The organism is Pseudomonadota bacterium, assembly GCA_030859565.1.
Classification (GTDB): domain Bacteria; phylum Pseudomonadota; class Gammaproteobacteria; order JACCXJ01; family JACCXJ01; genus USCg-Taylor.
On the sequence record JALZJW010000062.1, the window covers coordinates 1 to 21,938 of the forward strand.

The window sequence follows — 21,938 nt, forward strand, 5'->3', positions numbered from 1 at the left end:
CTTCAAAAGGGAGCCGGCGTGTCATGATCCGTCATGGTAAACCGGAACCCAGGGCCCGATCTACTCTTCCAATAACAGCCGCTGCAACGCGCGCGCATAGATCGCCGAGAGTGTCGTCAGATCGGCTACGGCGACCCTTTCGTTGACCTTGTGAATGGTGGCATTGACCGGCCCCAGCTCTACGATCTCGGTCCCGCCGGGCGCGATGAAGCGCCCGTCCGAGGTCCCGCCGCTGGTCGAGAGCGCAGCCTGGTGTCCCGTCACCTCCCGCCCGGCGCTTAGTACGGCGTCGAGTAGTTTCCCCTGTTTGGCCAGAAAAGGTTCACCCGAGACGCGCCAGTCACAGTCATGACGAAGTTCGTGGCGGTTTAAGACGGCGAGGATGCGTTCCTTCAGCGTCTTCGCGCTCCAGTGGTTAGAGAAGCGAAGGTTAAACGCGATCTCGATGTGAGCGGGGACGACGTTGTCGACGCCCGTCCCGGCGTGGACATTGGTGATTTGAAACGTGGTCGGCGGGAAGTGCTCATTGCCCGCGTCCCAGCGTGTATTGAAAAGGTCCGAGAGTACGGGTAAGGCCGAATGGATGGGATTGACGACGCGATCCGGGTAGGCCACATGGCCCTGTACCCCGTGAATCCGGAGCGTGGCGCTCAGCGAGCCGCGGCGGCCGATTTTGACCACATCCGCGATGCGCTCCTCGCTGGTCGGTTCCCCGATCACGCACCAGTCGATGGTCTCGCCGCGTGCTCGCAGGGTTTCGACCACTTTCGCGGTGCCGTCAATCGCCGGGCCTTCCTCGTCGCTGGTGAGGAGAAACGCCAACGATCCCCGGTGATCGCGGTGGCCGGACAGAAAGCGTTCCGTGGCCGTGACCATGGCCGCGAGGCTCCCCTTCATGTCGGCCGCGCCTCGGCCGTATAAGAAATCATCGCGAATTTCGGGTTGAAACGGATCGCTATGCCAAGCCGACGGCGGACCGGCGGGAACGACGTCGGTGTGGCCCGCGAACACCACGAGCGGCCGCGCGTCGCCGCGGCGGGCCCAGAGGTTCGCGACCTCGCCAAAACGCAGGGGCTCGATGTGAAAACCCAGGCGCGCGAGCCGCTCGGCGATCAGCGCTTGGCAACCGCCATCCTCGGGGGTGATCGAGCGCCGCGCGATGAGATCCATCGCGAGCTGTACGGTCGCGTCCACGGCGCGGGCTTACCAGGGGAGCGCGGCGGCGGCCACCGCTAAGCGCCGTACCGCGATGTCGATAAACCCGCGATCGCGCTTGCAGCCGGTGAACGTCCGTCCGAGCTGCAATGCCGCGATCCCGGCCGATGCGCTTCCCGCGAAGGGGTCCAAGACCCGGTCGCCCGGCCGGGTGCTGACTTTGAGGCAGCGGTCGATGAGCGCAACCAGTTTCTGCGTAGGGTGTTTGCTATGCACTTTTTCGGCTCGGCCGACCGCGGGGATGCGCCAGACGTTTTTCATCTGCCGGCCGCCATTGTCCGACCGCATCGCGGCGTAATTAAAGGTGTATCGGTAGTCCTGCCGTTCGAGAGAAAATAAGGCGGATCGGTCCAGATGCAATCGATGCCGCCATCCGGAATGTCCATCATAATCTCCGAGCGGCCACCATGATAGAGGAACGAGCGATCATCGCGCGACCCCGGAATCGCTCCGAGACGATCGTGACCGTATAGTGACCGCCTCCGGTCGCCGCGCCCGCATGCCCGATATGATGCGCGGACTCGTCGTCGATCTCAAGCCGCACCGGATCGAGTGCAGCATCCAGACTCTGGCGCGCCTTGATCCAGCAATACCCGCAAGCGCGATATACGCCGCGCGGGCACTTGTACATTTCACAGTATGCTCAAGCAGCTTGGCCTGTCAGACAAAGATTTGTTTTAGGAGGTGGACATGCAGCATTTTACGTATCCCGTGGTCCTGACCCCCACAATGCGGGCTTCCGCTATGTTTCCTCGTGTGCATCACCGGCTTCGTGCCCAGCCATCGCCGGGTGCGCGATGAGCACTCGGAAGGGCCGGGGATGCTTCCGAGCGGCTACGGTGCGCCGGATTGATGATCCGCGTGCGCACAGCAAACGGCGCGGTGCACACCCTACGATTGACCAGCGCGCCCCGGTGGACCTGGCGCTTGGCGCGGCCGGTAATGCACGGTGAGTGGCCTGCCGCGGTTGGTTCGGACACACCCTCTTGAGGAGGGCACGATCGGGGGACGCACCCGGCACGGGATCGCGTTGGCTAAGCTGGCTAGGCATGCTAAGATGAAATCCATTGCGAACGGAGGAACGCCGATGCAAGTCAATGTATTGGAGGCCAAGAGCCAGCTCTCCAAGCTCGTCAAAGCGGCACTGGAGGGTGAAGAGGTCATTATCGCCCGCAACGGCGAACCGATGGTCAAGCTGGTTCCGATGAGCAAGCCACGCAAGCTCGGTGGCTGGGGGAGGCTCAAGAAGTTCTCAGGCGAGATCGATGGCGCGTTCACGCCGGAAGTCGACGCGGAGATCGGACGAATGATCGAGGACGACCCGTGAGACTCTTGCTCGACACCCAAGTCGCCCTCTGGTGGCTGGTAGGAAGTCCGCGCCTCAGTCGCAGCTGCTGCGACTTGATTGCCACCTCGTCCTGCGTCGTTTCGGTGGCCAGTATCTGGGAAGTCGCCATCAAGCATCGCCTGGGAAAATTGCCGATCCCGCCTCAGATCTTCCGTGATGAGATTCAAAATACCGGTGCCGCCCTTCTCCCCATCGCCGATGTCCACGCCATCGCCACCCCCGAGGTTCCACTTGGACACAAGGATCCCTTCGATCGCCTTCTGTTGGCCACGGCACAGACCGAGCATCTGGTGCTGCTGACCGGGGACGAAGGGTTGCTGAAGCTGGCTCGGCTGGAACCGACATTACCCGTGAAACAGGCAGCCTGAGTGCGCTGCGCGCGGCGTACTTGACAAACCGGTTGCCCGCCTCCGCCGTACGCAACACGGACCAGGGAGGGAGACTTGGAGCCAGGGTAGCCCGGATGAATGCAATCGAATCCGGGGAATGGGCGGGGCATCGGAATCCCCGTATTCCGCTGCGCTCCATACGGGCTACGGATGCTGTTCAAAGAAGGCGGAACGGTAGCGCAGTCACGCCTTGCCCGAGCGGGAGTACGATGTCGCCGGTATGGAGCACGTATCCGTCTTGACGCACGTTGGATACTCGATCGCGAAATCGCTGGATATTTTGAGCCATCGCCGGTGTAGGCGTGGCTGACGCCTTCACCTCGACGGGGACGAGACCCCTTCGCAGTCTCCACGAGCACGTCCACTTCTTCGCCTGTCGCGGTGCGCCAGAAACTGATGCGGGGTTCTTCGCCGCGATGCCAGAACGACTTGAGAATCTCACTGACAATGACCGTTTCGGCGATCGCGCCAGCCATGGGGCCGGCGGCCGCATGCGCCGGGTCCTTGAGGCCGGCGAGATGGCACAGGATACCGCTGTCGGTGAAATAGGCCTTCGGTGTTTTCACCAGCCGTTTTGTAACATTGGCAAAGTGAGGCCTGAGAATCACGATCTGATGCGATGCTTCGAGTACCGACACCCACGCCTTGACCGTATTGATTGCCAATCCGAGATCGCGACCGAGATCGGTGAGGTTCAGCAACTGAGCGCTGCGCGCGGCCAGCGCACGCAGAAACATCTGGAACTGAGTCAGATCGCCCACTTGGCGCAGCGTCCTTACGTCGCGCTCAAGATAGGTCTGAACGTAACTCGCGAACCACAGAGAGCGGTCTCGATTCGGATCGGTCGCGAGTTCCGGATAACCACCGTCCAACGCGCATCGCCAAAACGAACCCGCCTCGGGCGGTGTTTCGGCGCGGATCCGCGAGGTCCTCTCCCAGTATAGCGGTGCTCCCGGCCTACCTTCCCTCTCGCGCCTGGACAGCGGCAACAGCCTTAAAACCGCGGCCCGACCGGCAAGCGATTCGGCCACCTGTTGCATCAGCAGCAGGTTCTGTGAACCGCTTACGAGATACTGTCCTGTACGGGAGCACTGCGCGTCGATGCGCTCCTTGATATAGGGCAACAGATCCGGCGCATACTGGATCTCGTCCAGGATAACCGGTGGCGCCCAGAGATCGAGAAACCCTCGGGGATCGGCCGCTGCCGCCGCCCGCACGTCGGGCGGCTCCAGCGAGAGGTAGTTGTGACTCCGGGCGAAATGCTGCCGCAACAAGGTCGTCTTACCGGATTGCCTCGGCCCGGTCAGTACCACCGCCGGGAACTCGCGTGCCGCGCGAGTGAGGACGGGTTCGAGCGTGCGGGGGAGATACGTCCTGCCCATAGCGTGTAATTATGCATCCTAAATGCACGATTGCAAGCAGCCGGCCGTGCGTTCACTGCGGGACGCGGTGGTCTCCGCCATGCGCCGGGCGCCACAATTCGGATAGAAGCAAGAGTAGTAGTAGGTTGGGCATAAGCGCAGCGTTGCCCAACCTTCCGGGGAACCGATGGGCGATGCCGCTGCCGTTTATCCAGCACCGTTGCCGGGTTCGAGCTGGGAATGTCGGGCATGGGAATACCTGCCCGACCTACGCGTACTAATGTACGCCATCCTCTTCCCGAGCTAAGAACGTCGTTTCGGTTCGCATCGTCTACGCGACATCAAAGGTCCACTGGATCAAAGTCGAGATCGCGCGCCGCGGCGAGCAGCCGTTTGTCATAGCTCGCGAGCTGCACGGGTTGACCCTGGGCCCGGAGGAACTCCATCGAGGCGAGGTGCAGCGCATCCAGGGTACGAACCGGGTGGGGGAACGGCTCTAAGGCCCTGGCCAGCACCGGCGGCGCAAGTTCCAGAAGGGCCACCTGGCCAATCAAGGTGCGGACGTATTCGCCGTGTGAGTGGGTGAGACCGCGGGCATGGACGCGGGTCCACAACTCATATTCCAGCAGGCGGCTGGAAACCAGCGTCTGTGCCCAAAGGCTTTCTGGCGGGGAGCGATCCTCTGCAAGGAGATGGGCCAGGGCCACCGAGGTATCGAGGTAGATCACCGCTCTTCGCGGTCCTCCGACAATTCCTCCATCAATTGGTGGAAAGGCGCGATGGGCGCGCGGGGAGGTGGCCCCGCGGTCAGCAGGACAGGCGGGGTGATCCAGCCGCGGCGCACGGCTTCGGCAAGGATCGCATCCGCGAGTAACAGGCTTCTCCCCGCACTGGGTGGCACGAGCTCCGCCACCACGCGATCACGGTCGGTCACCAGCACCCGTTCTCCACCCGCCGCCAGACGGACATATTCACTGAGCTTATTCTTGAGGGTCTTGAGCCCGACGGCACGCATCGCGACATAGTAGCCCCCGGAGGCTACTTCATCAACAACTATTGGATTCGGGACACCTTTCGCCTGGCAACGGAGCGCCACCCCGGTGCCGCCGCCCGCCCCTCATCGAGGCTGGAGAGAGCTTGCGCCAAAGCGGTCGCCGACAACAAGGAAACGCCGGTGAGCCGGACGGTTCGAATCGACACCGAGGACCCGAGCATCGGCACGGTGCGGAACCCAGCGCTTGGCAACCGCCATCCTCGGGGGTGATCGAGCGCCGCGCGATGAGATCCATCGCTAGCTTTACGTTTGCGTCCACGGCGTGGGCTTATCAGGGGAGCGCGGCGTCGGCCACCGTTAAGCGCCGTACCGCGATGTCGATAAATCCGCGCTCGCGCTCACATCCGGTGAACGTCCGTCCGAGCTGCAATGCCGCGATCCCGGCCGATGCGCTTCCCGCGAAGGGGTCCAAGACCCGGTCGCCCGGCTGGGTGCTGGCCCTGAGGCAGCGGTCGATGAGCGCAACCGGTTTCTGTGTAGGGTGTTTGCCATGCACTTTTTCGGCTCGGCCGACCGCGGCGATGCGCCAGACGTTTTTCATCTGCCGGCCGCCATTGTCCGACCGCATCGCGGCGTAGTTAAAGGTGTATCGGTGTGGGCTTCCCTTGGCGGCCTTGGTGGCCCAAAGCACGATCTCGGTGGCGTGCGTGAAGCAGCGGCGGCCGAGATTCGGTGGCGGATTGGGTTTTTCCCACACGATGTCATTGAGGATCCGAAATCCTTCTTCGAGCAGGGCCATGCCGACCGAGAGGTAGACGTGCAGCGTACCGCTGATCCAGATAGTGCCAGCGGGCTTCAAGGCCCGGTAGCAATCGCGTAACCAGCCACGGTTAAAATCGTGGTCTACCGTGAGTCCTTGGCTGCGATCCCAAGCGCCCTTGTCCACCGGCACGCGTTTGCCGGCCACACAAGTCGTCCCGCCGGTCGATAGAAAATAGGGCGGATCGGTCCAGATGCAATCGATGCTGTCATCCGGAATTTTCGTCATGATCTCCGAGCGATCGCCATGATAGAGGAACGAGCGGTCATCGCGTGAGCGCCAGGCGAGGCTGGCGGCGGCGGGCCTCGCGTCGAACCCCACCTCAAACGGCGCGCTAGCCGCTGGTTCGTTCTTCATCCGGGGTCAATGCCTTGATGCTGATGGCGTGGATGTCGGTGCCGACGAGGCCACCCAGGGCAGAATAAACGGCGCGGTGGCGGGCAATGGGCGCGAGGCCCCGGAATCGCTCCGAGACGATCGTGACCGTATAGTGGCCGCCTCCGCTCGCCGCGCCCGCATGCCCGAGATGATGTTCGGACTCGTCGTCGATCTCAAGCCGCACGGGATCGAGTGCAGCATGCAGACACTGGCGCACGCGCGTGATCCGATCGGAATGAGACACTTACGGGAAAACCTTCTTGAAGGGCTTGACCGTGACGTGTTGATAGACCCCCGCAGCCACATAGGGGTCCTCTTGGGCCCAGGTCTCCGCCTCTTCGAGCGAGTCGAATTCCGCCACGATCAAGCTGCCGGTAAATCCGGCCGGGCCGGGATCCTCGCTATCGATCGCCGGGTGCGGGCCGGCGATGAGGACACGCCCTTGATCCAGCAATACCCGCAAGCGCGCGATGTGCGCCGCGCGGGCGCTAGCACGCTTGTCGAGACTATCCTTCGCATCGTCACCGATGATGGCGTAATACACTGCTAGCGCTCCTTACCGTGTAAGGAATCCGCTTGACGCATGAGGTACAGCGCTTGTAAGAACACAAACACCAAGGTGAGGCCTAACATACCAAAAAGCTTAAAGTTGACCCAGACTTCGGTCGCGAAGTTGAAGGCCACATAGAGGTTGGCGGTCCCTAAGCCTAAAAAGAATATCACCCAACTCAAATTGACGCGCGTCCAGACGGCCTCGGGTAGATTCATATGCCCCGCCATCATGCGCTGCGTCAGGTTCTTGCTCCCGATAAACTCGCTGCCGAGAAAGGCCATCGCGAACAGCCAGTTGACCGCCGTCGGCTTCCATTTGATAAAGCGTTCGTCTTGTAAAAGCAGCGTGGCGCCGCCGAGGATCACAATCAGCGCGAGCGTGACCAGCAGCATGGGTTGCACGCGGCGGTGCTTAATCCAGGTATAGAGTACCTGAATGAGCGTGGCCACAATGGCGGCCGCAGTCGCGGTCAAAACCCCTTGGTGAGGGTCATCGGCCAGCTTGAAGGCCGTAAAAAACACGATGACGGGAATTAGATCAAAGAGGAGTTTCATAATAGGTGCGAAATGAGTACTCGCATAATCATAAAGGAAACTCCCCGGCGACTCTATTCGCCGATGTCAGATCCGTGAAACAATAGCATGAGTAGTCGGTTTCGCGGGGTTGAATGAGTGGTTGACGACGACCAAATAAGGATAAATCCATGGATATCCGCTGGAAGTGCCGGCTGGCGAGGCCGCCCTTCCCGGGTCCGAAACGCGTGCTGCCTGCTCGCCACGGGCCCAGAGCTTGTCCTTGAGCCCTAGCCTGAATCGCGTTTTGTCGGGGATGCGCCCGACCGGGATGCTGCACCTTGGGCATTATCACGGTGTCTTGAAGAACTGGATCGAGTTACAGCATCAATACGAATGCTTCTTTTTCGTCGCTGACTGGCATGCGTTGACGACCGAGTATGAGAACCCGAGCGGCATCGCGGATTCGGTTTGGGATCTGGTAATCGATTGGCTCGCCGTAGGCATCAATCCGGGGGAGGCTACGCTGTTCGTCCAGTCCCGAGTGCCCGAGCACGCGGAGTTGAGCCTGCTGCTGGCGATGTTTACGCCTCTCGGCTGGCTCGAGCGCGTTCCCACGTATAAAGATCAGCAAGAAAAGCTCAAGGACAAGGACCTCGCCACCTATGGGTTTCTCGGCTATCCATTGCTGCAAACCGCCGACATTTTAATCTATAAAGCGGGCCATGTTCCCGTCGGTGAAGATCAAGTGGCCCATATTGAATTTGCGCGCGAGGTGGCGCGGCGGTTCAACTACCTCTACGGACGGGAGCCGGATTTCAAGGAAAAGGTGGAGGAAGCGGCGCGCAAGATGGGTAAGAAGGGCGCCAAGCTGTACTTCGATCTGCGCAAGCGTTTTCAAGAGCGAGGGGATAACGAGGCACTGGCGACGGCCCGGGCCTACCTGGAATCGCAACATAACATCGCGCTCGGTGATCGCGAGCGCTTGTTGGGTTATCTTGAAGGCAGCGGCCGGGTGATATTGCCCGAGCCGCAAGCGCTGCTCACTCCTGAATCCAAAATGCCGGGCCTCGATGGGGAGAAAATGTCCAAGTCCTACGGAAATACCATTGGACTGCGCGAAGCCCCGGATTCCATCGTGCAAAAACTCAAGACCATGCGCACCGATCCGGCGCGGGTGCGCAGGCAAGACCCCGGCGATCCCGACAAGTGTCCGGTATGGCAGTTTCACTCCGTCTACTCGGGCGATGAGGTCAAGGCCTGGGTCCAGGATGGATGCCGTAACGCCGGGATCGGCTGCCTGGAGTGCAAACAACCGGTGATTGACACCATACTCGCGGAGCTCGCACCGATCCGGGAACGCGCCGAGGAGTATGCCAAGGATCCCGATACGGTGCGGGCCATCGTCGCCGAAGGTTGCGAGGCCGCACGCGATGTTGCGCGTGACACCATCGAAGAGGTGCGCGAGGCGATGGCCGTGGTGTACCGTTAATCGTCCGTGAACAGCAGGATGGCGCCCGATTCGAGCGCGGAGACCGCGAGCGGCATCGCGCTTCGCGGCGCGCGAGACGCACCGATCGCGATGGTGCGCGGGCAGCCCGTCACCGCGTTGCCGGCCGATCTTTATATTCCTCCGGATGCCTTGGAGGTTTTTCTGGAAGCCTTCGAGGGCCCGCTCGATCTCCTGCTGTATCTGATTAAACGCCAGAACCTTAACATTCTGGATATTCCGATCGCGCGCATCACGGAACAATACATACGCTACATCGATCTCATGGTGGTGGTGAAGCTGGAATTGGCCGCCGAGTACTTGGTAATGGCGGCGGTCTTGGCCGAGATTAAATCACGCATGTTGCTACCGAAGCCGGTGCCGAACGAGGAAGAAAGCGCCGATCCACGCGCCGATCTCATGCGGCGTCTGCAAGAATATGAACGCTATAAGCGCGCCGCCGAAGACCTCGATGCGCTGCCCCGCTTGGAGCGCGATCTGCACCTCGTTACCCCCGAAATCGCCGATCGCCAGACGCTGCGGCATCACCCGGCGGTCGGACTCGATACGCTGCGGGGGGTCTTTTTCGAGGTGCTGGCGCGGGCGCAATTATTTTCGCATCACCATGTACAGCGCGAGCCCTTATCGGTGCGCGAACGCATGGTGATGGTGCTCGATCGGCTCGCGGAATGCGAGTTCATGGAATTCACCCAGCTATTTTCGTTCGCGGAAGGACGCATGGGGGCGGTGGTGACGTTTCTTGCCATCCTGGAGCTGATGAAAGAGTCGCTGATCGATATCGTGCAATCGGAGCCGCTGGCCCCGGTCTACATCAAAGCTGCGGCGTGAGCTCTGTGAACGCTACGGTGATCAAGGACATCGTCGAGGCGGCGCTGATGGCTTCCGATCGGCCGCTGACGGTTGAGCGGCTGATGGCACTGTTCGAGCCGGACGGGCCGCCCGATTCCCTTCGGGACGATATCGAGCGCGCGCTCGTCGCGCTCGCCGAGGACTATGCCGGACGCGGCATCGAGATAGTCCGGGTGGCGCGCGGGTACCGGGTTCAGACGCGCGCGGACCTTTCGACCTGGATCAATCGGCTATGGGAAGATCGTCCGCCGCGTTATTCGCGCGCTCTTCTCGAAACGCTGGCGATCATCGCCTACCGGCAACCGATCACGCGCGGGGAGATCGAGGCGCTGCGCGGGGTCGCCGTCAGCACCGGGACCCTGAAGACCTTGCTCGAACGGGAATGGGTGCGCTTGGCGGGCCATCGCGATGTCCCGGGGCGGCCCGCCGTTTACGCCACGACCCCGCAGTTTTTAGAGTATTTTAACCTCAGGCACCTCTCGGAATTACCCCTGCTTGGCGAGCCGACCGGCACGGAGCAGCTACAGTTGGCACTCACAATCGAGGCGGAATTGGAGCGAGAAACGGTGGAATGATTGAGCGCTAGTGTAGTATCTCGTAAATAACTGGTTGCGTTTGCCCCGTCATTCCGGGCGAAGGTGCGAAGCGCCGGAGACCCGGAATCCACAAAAGACGCTGGATTCCCGCTTTCGCGGGAATGACGAAGGGGGTATCGACAGAGTGGTGACTGTATAGCTATATCAGAGACAATACACTAGGGGCCGGGATCGTATGGTTGAATCGCAAGCCCGCCGAGGAAGAACTGCCGCGAAGGCCCCGCGGCTGCGGACGCGCGCAACCGCCGCAGCGCCGCCCGAGCGCGTGCAGAAGGCGCTCGCGCGCGCGGGTTTGGGATCGCGGCGGCTCATCGAGACGTGGATTGCCGCGGGGCGTGTCCGGATCAACGGGCGGATTGCCCAACCGGGCGACCGCGCCAGCCCGAGCGACGAGCTTCGTATTGATGGGCAAACCGTTCCCGCCGCCCGCCGCGCTCCGCCACGGCGCCGAGTCATCGCCTACTATAAACCCGCGGGTGTCCTCTGCAGCACCCGCGATGAGCGCGGGGACCGTCCCACGGTCTTCGAGCGTCTGCCCGTAGCCGGGCATTGGATCAGCATCGGCCGCTTGGATCTCAATTCGAGCGGCCTCCTGCTATTCACCAACGACGGGGCCTTAGCGCACCGCCTGATGCATCCGTCCTTCGCGCTGGAACGCGAATATGCCGTCAGGGTGCTCGGCGCGGTCGATGGGGCGCGACTCGAGCGCCTCACGCAGGGTATCGAACTCGATGATGGCCGGGCCCGCTTTGCATCGGTAACCGCCGCCGGCGGTCAGGGATCGAACCGCTGGTTTCACGTGGTCCTGCGCGAAGGCCGCAAGCGCGAGGTCCGCCGCTTGTGGGAATCGCAGGGGCTGAGTGTGAGCCGTCTGATCCGGATCCGCTATGGCAACGTCCTACTGCCGCGTGATAAGCAAGCGGGTGAGTGGTGGGAGATCGATGGGCGCGAGGTCGAGCGGCTTTCGGAATGTTAACGCTCGCCCGGGCCCACGGGTTCGGCATCCGCGAAGCTCACGATTCCCTCGATCTCCATCAGCAATGCGCCGCGGCACATATCGCCCCGCAGGAACAGGCAGCGGGGTACCAATCCGAGCCGATCGGCGAGTGCCCTTTCGATGGCCGGAAGGTGTTCAGGACGGCGCACGTACACCTTCAAGAGCGTCGCTTTGGACGTGGGGTTCCCCCCATGCCACTCCGGGTGCGCAACCAGGGCCGATGCGATCACTGCTTCGATGTTGTCCAGGGTCTCGACGGTCTGTCGATAGGGATGGCCGCCATGGCGGCTGGCGTGGCCGACTATGCTGGCTGTCCCGGCGATGAAGAGATGGTTGCCCGACTCCGAGGACAGCAAGCTCGCACGGGCGAAGGACGGACTCTTGGGGCCGTAGCGGCGCGGGTAGTGATAGGCGTTTACCTGGCGCGGGTTTTCGATCTGAATACCCTCCTGCCGGCTGGCCAAGAAATAAATCTGTACCGGTCCCGGTCCGGTGCCCACCGCCGTCGCCGCGGGGAGGCCGTGGTGGAATTCCACCCGCTCGTCCACCAGTGCCTGATGCCGGCCAATACAAAACTGCTGATAGCGCTCCAAACCGTCTGAGAGCTCATTGATCTCCGGCAGATAGTTCCACATGCGTAGCAAGTGGGCATAACCGGCGCGGCGAGTGTGCGTCAAAATGCGGCGATAGGCCGATTGGATCAGCCCCGAGAGCGTGGGCCCTGCCGATTCGTGCTCCTCGAAATAACCGAACAGGATCTCTTTGTTGGCGGCGAGCCAAAGACCATCGTGATGTAAATATTGGACCGGAAGCCCGCTGGTCCAAACCTCGGTGAGCGGGGCCGCTTGGAGTTGTGGCAGCTTGAGGCGCACGAGCGGCCAGGGACCCGCCGCTTCGGGCGGCCGGCCATCACCATAATCTATCCGGGCGAGAGGAAAACGGAGCCGGTGCTGCAGCGCCGCCTGCACCCCTTCGCTGTCCACGTAGCCCACATGTAGAACCTCGCTTGCCGCGGGCTTTGGACATCGAACCAACGGCACACGGCTGGCCGCGGCAGAGTCCTGCCCGGTCGCTACCACGCTCGCCTTTCTTGGTCCTAGCAGTTTATCGTCCTCCTGTTAGGCCGTCTTGGGGGCCGGGATGCCTTCCATGCGCTGCCGGAAGGCCGCCCAATTGCGCCGGATATCCTTGAGTGAGACCAGATAATAACTCAACTTGAACAACAGAATAGGCAAGGCCGCGCGGCGATTCTGGAACACGTCGCCGGCCAGAATGGACAACACTGCTTCCTCCATTTTAAAGAAACTGTTCGGCGACATGAAAAGCTCCCGGAAGGCCGGCTGGGTGAAGCGGTAAATGAACCACGAGAAGGTCCGGACACCGCAGCGCACGCTGCGTTCGAACGTGCGCAACCGGGCCGGATACTCCGGGCTTGCGCGCAGGTAGGCATCCACTGCCCGTGCGCCGAGCGTGGCGCTATTGAGCGCTAGATGGACCCCGCTCGAGAACACCGGATCGATAAAGGCAAAGGCGTCCCCCACCATGATATAGCCCTCGCCCCTCATCGTGGCGCGCTGATAGGAATAGTTGCCGGTCGCGTGCGCGGGCATGGCGAGTTTGGCGTGTTGCATGCGCTCCGCAAGCGGCGGGCAAAGCGCGATCGTGTCCCATAAGAATTGGTCCAGATCGGTCTGACGGCTCTGGAGATAGGCAGGCCAGCACACCGCGCCGACACTCGTGATCCCATCCTTGAAGGGAATGACCCAGAACCAGCCGTGCTCGAACCACGCGATGCTGATGTTGCCTTCGTCGCGCCCGCTAAGCCGGCGCACGCCCTCGAAGTGGCTGAAGATCGCGGCGCTGTTATGGTGCGGGTTGCGCCGTTTGCCCCCTAACTGGCCGGAGAGGAAGGTGTCACGGCCGGTCGCGTCCACGACGAAGCGCGCCTCCCAGGTTCGGGCCTGTCCTTGCCCATTCTGCGCGTGGACGAGCGCGGTCCGTCCTGGACGAAATTCCACCTGCCGCGCCCGGACACCGGTATGGGTACGCGCGCCTTTGGCCGCGCAATTCGCAAACAGGATGCGATCGAAATCCGCCCGCCGCACCTGATAGGCGTACGGCCGGGCACCACCCATCGCGCGGCCAAAATAGACCGTGCGTGAGCGGTCGTGGGATACGACCTCGGCTCCGTATTTTCGCAGGCCGATCTCTTCTACCTCGGCCAAGACCCCGAGGTGCTCCAGCATGGGCAGGGTTTGCGGCAGGAGGGATTCGCCGATGTGGAAGCGCGGGTGCTGGTCTTTCTCCAGCACCTCCACGTGCCAGCCTTGTTCGGCCAGCAGGGCGGACACCGCTGAACCGGCGGGACCGCCGCCGATGACCAGCACATCGCAACGGCTTAGATTCGTAGTTGGGTTACCGATAGCATGGGTCATATGTTTCTCCGGAGAACGGGAAACGGGCCCGACAGCGTTTTTTTGAGATTCGGCCTGCGCGCCACCGGGGTTCATCCGCGCTATACTAGTGTAGCGTAACGGGCTTTGTCTCTTGAAGATGGCGCACGCTGCTGGTGCCTTATACAGCCTCAAGGGGTGGCCTATAGGTTTACCGGCATTGACGCGCCAAAGTGGAACCTAACGGTTACAATAATGCTAGTTCGTGGAATGGTTTGGTACTTTCCAATCAATACGCGGAGGTTGATATGCTGAAATTCTCATCTCGTCTATGGCCTTATATCATCGCGGCGGCATGCGCGGCCGCGCCTTTCCCCACGGCGCGGGTGGCCCGGGCCGACCACGTGGCCGAGCTGGGTGGCGGTGCCTATCAATACAATTACGGACGGCGGTTTCACTCCGGTTACGCCAATCCATCGACGAAAGCCGATTACATGGCCGCCGACGGCCTCCTGGCGCGGCCGCTTGGGATCGCGGCCACGGCGATCGGCGCCGGTATCTATATCGCGACATTGCCGTTTAGCCTGCTCGGTGGTAATGCCGATGAGGCTGCCCGTATCCTCGTCCGTGATCCGGCTTGGTACACCTTCCAGCGTTGCTTAGGGTGTTTGTACCCCGAGTCCTCGGGGGCGCTCAGCAGGACTCCTGGAGGTGCCGAAGAAACGCGCTGACGCGGCGTTGGGACCACGGTTTCTTCTTCCCTTTGCATGACCTGACCGTAGTTAACGCGAGAAAAGTGGCCTAGCCGCGGGAGGTAGCGCGTGAAGCTACGCTTCGGCCGCCTTGCGGCCGGTGATATCTACCATGGTCCCGTACATAAACCGCCTCTTTTGAATCGGATCAGTAATCACCACACCATCTTCTTGAAACCATCTTGAGGTTCTGTTGCACATAGGTGGTAATCAGTTCATCGGGGAAGACAATACCAAAACGCAACAGCCGGGCGCTCGCGTCAAGCGCGAGGAAATGCATTAGCAAACGATGGCGATCACCCTCGGACAATTCCCTGACGTGCATACCGGGTTTCTCCGGCGCGTGGCCGATTGTAGATGTCATACCCAATTATCCGGCGCACAGATTCATTAAGCAAGCGGCCTGCACCCAGCGCTGAGCGCTTCCTCAAGGACGGTCTCGACTTGAGCTTTCTGAACGCACCACTACCCCTATCTGTTTTAAGCGACGTTTCAAAATTCCGGCATAGTCAGCGTGTGCAACCGTCTTCTTACACGGCGTACGGACGAACTTCTTCTTCCAGGCGGGAAGCTAGCGCCTGTTGCGCCTGGCAAAAAAAGCCAACCGAGAACGGTTGGCCTTTGGTGAATGGTGGAGGCGGCGGGAATCGAACCCGCGTCCGCAAGTCCTCCGCCCTCGGTTCTACATGCGTAGCCAGATCTTCAATTTAACCGCCGGTCTTCCGAGTGGCAGGAATTACCGGCGGCGGGCCCGATTAGGTTTTAGCGAATCTGCCTCGGGCAGGCTTCATCGCGAGCTTGTGAGAGTCGGCCTCTGAGTTGAGCGCACAAGCACGGGACTCAGTCAGAGGCTAGCGGGGATTAAGCCGCTAGGGCGTAGTTGTCGTCGTTGGCAACTATATTGGTTTGCAGTTGGATTTACGAGGTGTGCTGCGCCTCGGCATGCCCCTTAGGTTTTGTGACCCGCGTCGAAGCCAGGTCGCCCCCATGGGAAACTAAGACCATCTCAATTACAACAAGTTTACATTATACGCGCAACCGGAGCAGTCCGCAGGGCGCGACAATGTTTGAAGTTACGCCCGCGCTTTCAAAACCCGTTCTTGCTCGCGCCGCCAATCCCGGTCTCTTTCGGCGGCCCGCTTGTCGTGTTCCTTCTTACCTTTGGCCAGTCCGATCTCCAGTTTGGCTCTCCCGCGCTTCCAGTACATGGCAGTGGCGACGGCCGTATAGCCTTTGCGTTCCACGGCGCCGATCAAGCGGTTGATCTCGCTGCGATTCAATAATACCTTGCGGGTTCGCTGGGGATCGGGGTGAATGTGCGTCGAAGCCGTGGGTAAGGGCGTGATGAGAGCCCCGAATAACCAGGCTTCCGCGTTTTTCAGTAAGACATAACTATCGCGGATCTGGATGCGTCCGGCGCGCAAGCTTTTGACTTCCCATCCCTCGAGCACGAGTCCGCCTTCGAATCGCTCCTCGATGGAGTAGTCGTGCTTGGCCTTCTTGTTGAGGGTGATCGTATTTTCAGAAATTTTTGCTTTTTTCATAACGGTGAGCCGCCATTGCGGCAGGCGTCGATAATAAGCACCGCGGCCGCGATTCGGCATGACTACGCGTACCGCGTTGGGACCAGCGCGTACTTATAAACCTGGCTGCATTCGTATTAATATCACTCATGGATGAACGGCTTGATGAGCGGCGATGAGCAGTATTAATCGAAGCGCCTTGGCCCCCTATACGGCCGAGCAGATGTATGATCTGGTCAATGACATCGAATCTTATCCGGAATTCCTGCCTTGGTGTACCGCCGCGACGGTGCTTGCCCGCGATCCGCACGCGGTGCGCGCCACGCTGTGTTTGGCCAAGGGCGCTCTCCAGCAGAGTTTTACCACCCGGAACATACTGCAGGCGGGCCGTCGCATCGATATGAAATTAGAGGCGGGGCCGTTTCAACACCTCAACGGCACCTGGCTGTTCCAGCCCATCGGTCCGCAAGGATGCGAGGTCTCCTTGCACCTGCACTTCGAGCTGGCGAAAGGGGTACTCGGCCTCGCCTTCGGCCAAATCTTCAATCAATTGGCCAACTCGCTCGTGGATGCTTTTTGCCGCCGTGCCGAGGAACGCTATGGAAACAAGCGGCAACGCTAGCGCCGCGATCGCGATCCGAGTGGCCTATGCTGCGCGCGAGGAGCAAGTCATCGTAGAGTTATCCGTACCGGATGGCACGACGATACAGGAAGCCATCCAACGATCGGGTATCCTGAATCGCTATCCCGGCATCGATCTGCGGCGCCAAGGGGTTGGTATCTTCGGCCAAGCCCGTGCCTTGGACTATTGTCCTCGAAGCGGAGATCGGATCGAGATCTACCGCCCCTTGGTGCTTGATCCTAAGGAGGCGCGCCGGAAAAGGAAAACTAAATCATTCCGATGACGGCAGGCCAGGGCGGTTTTAGTGCGTGGCGAGTTCGATTTCCTCTTTTTTGTTGACCTGGTCCGCGACACGGTCCGAGTCGTCCTCGCCTAAACCGATGCCCGCCAGCAAGCGCTCGAACAAGCTCCGTTTCCGCTCGCCGGGGACTTGAATGGTTACCTCTTGGCGCGGCGTGTAGATAAGCGGCGCGCGCGCGGCCTTCACATCGCCGTCGATGCGAGCCAGATGATCATTCTCGAAATATAAGGATACCCGCCGCTGGGCCGGAGTGTCGCCGCCGTTTTGTTGGGTGTAGACATAGTCCCAGCGGTCCTGATGGAAGACATCCGCCAGCAGGGGTGTCCCCATAATATAACGGACCTTGTTCCTATCCAAGCCCGCCTCGAGTTGGGCCAGCATTTCCTGAGTGACGACATTTCCCTGCTGCACATCGACGCGATAAACCAACGGCACGCGAAGCGATTCCAGCATCCCACTGGAGCAAGAGGCAAGCAACAACGCTAAGCAGAGCGGGGCTAAGGTGCGAAAAGTACGCATGGACAGACTCCCCCTTTTGTTGAGAATAGTTTGTAGCTATTTTATCCGCCATTGCTACGCGCCGCCACCCTTATACAGTAATCCATCGATAATAGGTATACTGGCGGCCGGACGGGCGTGCTCGCTATAGGCCAAGCGCTCCATAGGCTGTTGGTGGTCTGCGCCGGTCCGCCACTCAGCAACGATATGACTCTGGAAACCCAAGATCTCAAGAAAGCCGGGCTTAAAGCGACGCTACCGCGGCTACGCATACTGCATATCCTCGAGACCGGCGATCGCCGGCATTTCAGTGCCGAGGACGTGTACAAGGCCCTGCTGGATGCCGGGGAAGACGTGGGTCTGGCCACGGTGTATCGCGTGTTGACCCAATTCGAAGGGGCGGGGCTGGTCACGCGCCATCATTTCGAGGGTGGGCATTCGGTCTTCGAGTTGAATCAAGGAACGCATCACGATCATTTGGTATGCGTACGCTGCGGCAGAATCGTCGAATTCGTGGACAACGTTATCGAGGACCGGCAGGTCGATATCGCCCATCACCATGGATTCTCGATTACCGATCACGCGTTGTATCTCTATGGGGTCTGCCAAAAATGCCAAGAGGGGCAATCCCGTGAGCCGTGACTGGTATACCGGTATTTGATCCTTCGCGCTAGAATTCCTAGAATCGCCGCCCTATGTACTCGCTGGCGTAGCTCAGTCGGTAGAGCAGCTGATTTGTAATCAGCGGGTCGGGGGTTCGAATCCTCTCGCCAGCTCCACTAAGACCCCGGCCGGACGGGTTCTTTGATTAATGCGTTAGTCGATCAATAACCTAGAAAACTAACGAGCCATTATGGAACGCAACAAGAAATACCGCTCGATTTTTTCCCCAACCACTGCCGAGGATCGGCGTCGCAACTTCGAGAATTATTGGGGGTTTACGACCCGCCACGGGGGCGATCTGCTCGAAGACGATAAGGATCTTACGGAGAAACGGGCGCGCTTGGGGTATTTCAAGGACAATCCGGTGCGTTCGCGGCAACCGTTATGTAAACCGTCGGCCTTTTATCGCAACTATAAGAAACTTATCGATCCCCTTGAAGCCCTCGACCGCAAAACGCTGTTGCTGACCTGTATCTATAAGTTCGCCCGCCACGAGTGGGTCGGCATCCAAGCCGCGTGGGATGTCATCCCCGCGATGGCAAAGACCAAGAATCTGACGCAACGGATCAGCCGCGTGCATCTGGCAGAGGAATTCTGTCACGCGCGCCTATTTTATGAGATGTTTCGTACCTTTCATCTTGATGCTGTCGAATGGGAGCCGCTCGGTTGGGCCCAACGCTGGTTCTATCAGTTTTTTGCCCGGCTGCCCGGTGAGCTAATGAACGCGCCCGCCTTTGTCACCGAGCTGATGGGTTTGACGTTCTATCACCATTTGGAAAACGCATTCGACGCAATTCTCGCCGACGAACCGGAGGCCCGCGACCGGCTGCGGGAATTGCTGCACGAAATAATGGTGGACGAGCTCGCGCATGTGGGCCAGCGGCGAAATTTTATCGGCCCCATCGGGATTAGGTTCGCGCGCTTGATCGTGCGTCCGATGTACCGCCTGTTCTTTCGCGATCTCCCGGAAAGCAGGTTGCTTTTTAACCTTGACGCGATGATCGCGGAGGGGTTGGCTTTCGACTACAACGGAGTCCGGCCGGCGCTCCTAGAGCGCAGTTGGGTGCCAAGCTACTGCCGAGTCCGGTAAATCTTCGCTAGAACGCTCGGGACAGGGAAGGGCGCGCGAGTGCTAAAGAGCCTTGGGGTGATCTGTGGGCCGCCGATCGCACGCGCTGCTTGCGACGCGGGGATTTCATAATCATCGGCGCTTAGCTACAGTATTTGACGCATCGCGTCGTCTTGAAGACAGGAAATGCATCAGCCAGTCAGTCTAACCCAGCGGATCTCAGCCCAGATCTTGGCGGTCCGGCAGGGCGAGAAACAGCACGCCCGCCTGCGGGCTGTTTTAGAATGGCTGCATGACAAGGAAATAGCGATCGTACTGTGGCAGGTGGACGCCGCGCGTCGAGGCAGCCTGCGCGCCCTAGCGAGGGCGGTTAACCACCTCAGCAACGGTTGGCTGTTCGTCCTGTACGGGGTTGCTTTGTCGATCTATCAGGGGTGGAGCGCGGCCTTGATAATCTTTGCCGCGTTGTTATCGCTCGGGATAACGCATGTCATCTACCCGGTGATGAAGGCGTATATCGCGAGGTTGCGCCCAATGGATCGCGTGCTGAACCTCACTTCCGAGGTGCGGCCGCTTGATCGGTATTCTTGTCCGAGCGGCCATTGCATGACTGCGATGGCGCTTTCGGTCCCGATCGTGTTTACGCTGCCCGACACCGCTGGCGTATTGTTCCCGATCGTAGCCCTGATCGGATGGGCGCGGATCGCCGTCGCGCATCATTATCCGAGCGATCTGCTTCTCGGCGTATTGCTCGGTTATATCGTGGCATGGCCCATCAGTCATCTCTTGTTCTAAGAACCTCATTTCAAAATGCTGCGAGCGGGTGTCAGGCGGGTAAGGACGGAGCGCAGGACCGTTTCGTCGGGAACGGGACGGAGCGGGAGCCCCGGAGGGGCGAGTCTCAAGCATGAGACGAGCAACCGGAGCATGCACGGCAGCATGTGAGGATTCCGAGCACCGCCCGACGCCGGATCACGCCCGCGCAGCCATTTTGAAAATTGGTTCTAACCCGACTTTCGCAACTCGGGGGTTGGCGAAAGGGTAATCCATTGATATTGTTAAAGCGGCCTCAAAAGGTCGTCACTACAAGCCAAGATCTGCACTATGAGGCAAATGCTGTGGGCCGGGGTGATTCGAACCCCGAGATCGTCTTGCACCAGACTGTTTGTTGACTATCGTTGATCTCGCCCAAGTACAAGACTTGGCGTTGTACTACTCTGCGATCCTTCGTGCGTCGATTTCGACAATGCTCCTATAACGGTGAGGTTTCCCGTCTTTGACGCGGATCTTGGCGCGCAAGAACATCCCACCATTGTCGAGGAAAATGCACCCGATCAAGAGGCGAGGTCGGCACTACACGCACTTTTTGCCGCTAAGCAGAGTTACAGCCTTGGCCCATCGGCCACTTACGATTCCAGGCCCCTGGAAAATCGTCAAAGTGCGTATCCACTTAGCCCCACCTGGATCTATATGTTGTGGTTAGTTGCTTCGGTTCCCACCAAAAGGGGGCACATCCAGAAGCCGGTGGGGTGAAGTAGATACCCACTATCGTCAAAACCAAGAACGAGTTGCTGAAGTCGGGTTAGCTTGCGGCCGGTTCATCCCCGCGCGTGCGGGGAACAGGCATCGAGCGCGAGCTTTGCCTGATATAAGGAGCCGATCCGCGCGGACGCCGCCCGGTTGCCCCGCGGAGTACAGACGCACTCCCGCTTCTCCAATCCAAACGAGCAGAGTGCCGACGCGCGCCGCTAGTGCGCGCGCGGCGTGCGATACGCGGGTGCCGGGCTACAACATCAAGCAGGCCACGCCACCCACAGGGATGTGCGTGCGAACGCCGTTCTTGTCGACAACGACAAATGCGCCATCGAGCACATCGAGATTTCCTTTCTCGATGTAGAGGATCGACAAACGCTCCTTGATCGGAATTGGTTTGAGCGGCGGAGCACAGGATTAGAGATGCTCATTCGCCGCGCTTCGGGCGGCGATAGCGTCATGCATTTGGTTCAAGGCGAAAACCGTCGTGCCGGCGATGGAACCTTTCGGACCGATCGGCAGAGCAGGTGATGCGTTGCTTCTCACCGCGATCGAATGGCAGCCGTGCATCAGCGCCGCCAGTCCTTAAGCGATATCACGTACGCAGCGGGATCGACCCTCCTCAGATACTTATCGTCAGGGGTGACGAACACACCGTGGTTCACCGTAGCCAGCGCATGGTAGGCGGCGTCGTAGAACGAAACGCCGAAGTGCTCCGTCAACTCGAACGCCTTGTTTCGGCAAGCATCGTCGGGTTCGGCGAACTCAAATTTGAAAGCGACCAAGAGATTGAGCGCTTCAACCGCACGCCGTGGGCGCTTGAGCGCGAGGACATTACCTACCTCATAGATCCATAGGGACGGCAAAAGAAGGCGGCAGCGTCCGGCGACGAAAGCATCTCGCAGCGCGAATGCTTGCTCGATATACGTTTCCCGTTCGGCAGGCAGCACCCATTTGAGCAACACTGAAGCGTCGGGGACGACGATCCTCATCGATGCCGGTCGCGGTCTTCGCGCACCCAATCGGCCGCCGCACCGGCGACCGATCGAGCCCGCTTGCGTA

General features: G+C 60.3%; 27 protein-coding genes, 1 tRNA gene, 1 other RNA gene and 2 pseudogenes. 13 read left to right on the forward strand and 18 right to left on the reverse strand.

All coding sequences use genetic code 11. The features are described 5' to 3' along the window. Positions 1-60 precede the first annotated feature (60 nt). Genes dapE through M3436_10645 form a run of 3 tightly spaced genes read right to left on the reverse strand, consistent with a single transcriptional unit; the run spans position 61 to position 1,846 of the window. The gene (gene dapE / locus M3436_10635; GenBank protein MDQ3564568.1) at positions 61-1,194 is read right to left on the reverse strand and encodes a succinyl-diaminopimelate desuccinylase; all 1,134 of its coding nucleotides are present in this window, start codon (positions 1,192-1,194) and stop codon (positions 61-63) included. Between the two features lie 9 nt (positions 1,195-1,203). Then, positions 1,204-1,575: a site-specific DNA-methyltransferase gene (locus M3436_10640; protein ID MDQ3564569.1), complete on the reverse strand. Its 372-nt coding sequence runs from the start codon at positions 1,573-1,575 to the stop codon at positions 1,204-1,206. A 25-nt stretch (positions 1,576-1,600) separates the two neighbouring features. Beyond that, a complete protein-coding gene (locus tag M3436_10645) occupies positions 1,601-1,846 on the reverse strand; it encodes a BolA family transcriptional regulator (protein ID MDQ3564570.1) in 246 nt (81 codons plus the stop codon). A gap of 456 nt (positions 1,847-2,302) precedes the next feature. On the opposite strand from M3436_10645, the gene M3436_10650 reads away from it, so the two are divergent. Both M3436_10650 and M3436_10655 read left to right on the forward strand, forming a co-directional pair. Then, the gene (locus tag M3436_10650) at positions 2,303-2,542 is read left to right on the forward strand and encodes a type II toxin-antitoxin system prevent-host-death family antitoxin (GenBank protein ID MDQ3564571.1); all 240 of its coding nucleotides are present in this window, start codon (positions 2,303-2,305) and stop codon (positions 2,540-2,542) included. Continuing rightward, positions 2,539-2,931 (forward strand): type II toxin-antitoxin system VapC family toxin, encoded by a 393-nt coding sequence (locus M3436_10655; protein MDQ3564572.1) that lies wholly within the window; start codon positions 2,539-2,541, stop codon positions 2,929-2,931. The genes M3436_10650 and M3436_10655 overlap by 4 nt, the downstream gene beginning before the upstream one ends. Before the next feature lie 413 nt (positions 2,932-3,344). Here M3436_10655 and M3436_10660 read toward each other — a convergent pair. The 7 genes and pseudogenes from M3436_10660 to M3436_10690 all read right to left on the reverse strand — a co-directional run bounded on the left by M3436_10660 (position 3,345) and on the right by M3436_10690 (position 7,612). Continuing rightward, positions 3,345-4,334, reverse strand: a pseudogene (locus M3436_10660) (ATP-binding protein). A gap of 320 nt (positions 4,335-4,654) precedes the next feature. Next, on the reverse strand, positions 4,655-5,041 hold the full coding sequence (locus tag M3436_10665; GenBank protein MDQ3564573.1) for a PIN domain-containing protein: 387 nt from the start codon (positions 5,039-5,041) through the stop codon (positions 4,655-4,657). Further along, positions 5,038-5,409: a type II toxin-antitoxin system Phd/YefM family antitoxin gene (locus tag M3436_10670; protein MDQ3564574.1), complete on the reverse strand. Its 372-nt coding sequence runs from the start codon at positions 5,407-5,409 to the stop codon at positions 5,038-5,040. The genes M3436_10665 and M3436_10670 overlap by 4 nt, the downstream gene beginning before the upstream one ends. Positions 5,410-5,638: 229 nt before the next feature. Then, the gene (locus M3436_10675; GenBank protein MDQ3564575.1) at positions 5,639-6,484 is read right to left on the reverse strand and encodes a site-specific DNA-methyltransferase; all 846 of its coding nucleotides are present in this window, start codon (positions 6,482-6,484) and stop codon (positions 5,639-5,641) included. Continuing rightward, positions 6,462-6,749 carry a BolA family transcriptional regulator gene (locus M3436_10680; GenBank protein MDQ3564576.1) on the reverse strand — a complete coding sequence of 96 codons (288 nt, stop codon included), beginning with the start codon at positions 6,747-6,749 and terminating at the stop codon, positions 6,462-6,464. The genes M3436_10675 and M3436_10680 overlap by 23 nt, the downstream gene beginning before the upstream one ends. Continuing rightward, positions 6,750-7,049: a YciI family protein gene (locus M3436_10685; protein ID MDQ3564577.1), complete on the reverse strand. Its 300-nt coding sequence runs from the start codon at positions 7,047-7,049 to the stop codon at positions 6,750-6,752. It abuts the gene before it with no gap. 2 nt (positions 7,050-7,051) lie between these two features. After that, positions 7,052-7,612, reverse strand: coding sequence for a septation protein A (locus M3436_10690; protein ID MDQ3564578.1), 561 nt, complete (start codon positions 7,610-7,612; stop codon positions 7,052-7,054). A gap of 274 nt (positions 7,613-7,886) precedes the next feature. On the opposite strand from M3436_10690, the gene M3436_10695 reads away from it, so the two are divergent. The 4 genes from M3436_10695 (at position 7,887) to M3436_10710 (ending at position 11,501) form a co-directional block, all read left to right on the forward strand. After that, positions 7,887-9,062, forward strand: a complete 1,176-nt coding sequence (locus M3436_10695; GenBank protein MDQ3564579.1) for a tryptophan--tRNA ligase — start codon at positions 7,887-7,889, stop codon at positions 9,060-9,062. A gap of 18 nt (positions 9,063-9,080) precedes the next feature. Beyond that, positions 9,081-9,908, forward strand: coding sequence for a segregation/condensation protein A (locus tag M3436_10700; protein MDQ3564580.1), 828 nt, complete (start codon positions 9,081-9,083; stop codon positions 9,906-9,908). Beyond that, positions 9,905-10,504, forward strand: a complete 600-nt coding sequence (gene scpB / locus M3436_10705; protein MDQ3564581.1) for an SMC-Scp complex subunit ScpB — start codon at positions 9,905-9,907, stop codon at positions 10,502-10,504. Before M3436_10700 ends, scpB begins: the two co-directional genes overlap by 4 nt. A 196-nt stretch (positions 10,505-10,700) precedes the next feature. Next, positions 10,701-11,501 (forward strand): pseudouridine synthase, encoded by an 801-nt coding sequence (locus tag M3436_10710; protein MDQ3564582.1) that lies wholly within the window; start codon positions 10,701-10,703, stop codon positions 11,499-11,501. On the opposite strand, the gene M3436_10715 is transcribed toward M3436_10710, so the two are convergent. Together M3436_10715 and M3436_10720 are read right to left on the reverse strand one after the other, a co-directional pair. Further along, positions 11,498-12,514, reverse strand: a complete 1,017-nt coding sequence (locus M3436_10715; GenBank protein ID MDQ3564583.1) for a hypothetical protein — start codon at positions 12,512-12,514, stop codon at positions 11,498-11,500. The genes M3436_10710 and M3436_10715 overlap by 4 nt on opposite strands. A 126-nt stretch (positions 12,515-12,640) precedes the next feature. Further along, positions 12,641-13,957, reverse strand: a complete 1,317-nt coding sequence (locus M3436_10720) for a tryptophan 7-halogenase (GenBank protein ID MDQ3564584.1) — start codon at positions 13,955-13,957, stop codon at positions 12,641-12,643. A 266-nt stretch (positions 13,958-14,223) separates the two neighbouring features. Between M3436_10720 and M3436_10725 the strand changes: the two genes are divergently transcribed. Further along, positions 14,224-14,646: a multidrug transporter gene (locus M3436_10725; protein ID MDQ3564585.1), complete on the forward strand. Its 423-nt coding sequence runs from the start codon at positions 14,224-14,226 to the stop codon at positions 14,644-14,646. 169 nt (positions 14,647-14,815) lie between these two features. Here the strand turns inward: M3436_10725 and M3436_10730 are convergent, their stop codons facing one another. The 3 genes from M3436_10730 to smpB all read right to left on the reverse strand — a co-directional run bounded on the left by M3436_10730 (position 14,816) and on the right by smpB (position 16,211). Next, positions 14,816-15,031 carry a hypothetical protein gene (locus tag M3436_10730; protein MDQ3564586.1) on the reverse strand — a complete coding sequence of 72 codons (216 nt, stop codon included), beginning with the start codon at positions 15,029-15,031 and terminating at the stop codon, positions 14,816-14,818. A 265-nt stretch (positions 15,032-15,296) separates the two neighbouring features. Then, positions 15,297-15,654, reverse strand: a transfer-messenger RNA (tmRNA) gene (gene ssrA, locus M3436_10735). An 86-nt stretch (positions 15,655-15,740) separates the two neighbouring features. Then, positions 15,741-16,211, reverse strand: a complete 471-nt coding sequence (gene smpB, locus M3436_10740) for an SsrA-binding protein SmpB (protein MDQ3564587.1) — start codon at positions 16,209-16,211, stop codon at positions 15,741-15,743. Positions 16,212-16,365: 154 nt separating this feature from the next. On the opposite strand from smpB, the gene M3436_10745 reads away from it, so the two are divergent. Then, positions 16,366-16,812: a type II toxin-antitoxin system RatA family toxin gene (locus tag M3436_10745; protein MDQ3564588.1), complete on the forward strand. Its 447-nt coding sequence runs from the start codon at positions 16,366-16,368 to the stop codon at positions 16,810-16,812. Beyond that, positions 16,790-17,095 carry an RnfH family protein gene (locus M3436_10750; GenBank protein ID MDQ3564589.1) on the forward strand — a complete coding sequence of 102 codons (306 nt, stop codon included), beginning with the start codon at positions 16,790-16,792 and terminating at the stop codon, positions 17,093-17,095. The genes M3436_10745 and M3436_10750 overlap by 23 nt, the downstream gene beginning before the upstream one ends. Positions 17,096-17,113: 18 nt before the next feature. Here the strand turns inward: M3436_10750 and M3436_10755 are convergent, their stop codons facing one another. Then, complete coding sequence (locus M3436_10755) at positions 17,114-17,632, reverse strand: outer membrane protein assembly factor BamE (GenBank protein MDQ3564590.1); 519 nt, start codon at positions 17,630-17,632, stop codon at positions 17,114-17,116. 186 nt (positions 17,633-17,818) lie between these two features. Between M3436_10755 and fur the strand changes: the two genes are divergently transcribed. From fur to M3436_10775, 4 genes are all read left to right on the forward strand, one after another. Then, the gene (fur, locus tag M3436_10760) at positions 17,819-18,253 is read left to right on the forward strand and encodes a ferric iron uptake transcriptional regulator (protein MDQ3564591.1); all 435 of its coding nucleotides are present in this window, start codon (positions 17,819-17,821) and stop codon (positions 18,251-18,253) included. A 61-nt stretch (positions 18,254-18,314) separates the two neighbouring features. Then, positions 18,315-18,390 (forward strand) — tRNA-Thr (locus M3436_10765). Between the two features lie 74 nt (positions 18,391-18,464). Continuing rightward, positions 18,465-19,364: a diiron oxygenase gene (locus M3436_10770; protein ID MDQ3564592.1), complete on the forward strand. Its 900-nt coding sequence runs from the start codon at positions 18,465-18,467 to the stop codon at positions 19,362-19,364. Positions 19,365-19,529: 165 nt separating this feature from the next. Further along, on the forward strand, positions 19,530-20,138 hold the full coding sequence (locus M3436_10775; GenBank protein ID MDQ3564593.1) for a phosphatase PAP2 family protein: 609 nt from the start codon (positions 19,530-19,532) through the stop codon (positions 20,136-20,138). An 830-nt stretch (positions 20,139-20,968) separates the two neighbouring features. Here M3436_10775 and M3436_10780 read toward each other — a convergent pair. Both M3436_10780 and M3436_10785 read right to left on the reverse strand, forming a co-directional pair. Further along, positions 20,969-21,269, reverse strand: a pseudogene (locus tag M3436_10780) (subtype I-E CRISPR-associated endonuclease Cas1). 176 nt (positions 21,270-21,445) lie between these two features. After that, positions 21,446-21,938, reverse strand: a 493-nt coding sequence (locus M3436_10785) for a type II toxin-antitoxin system VapC family toxin (protein MDQ3564594.1), incomplete at its 5' end; no start/stop codon positions are given.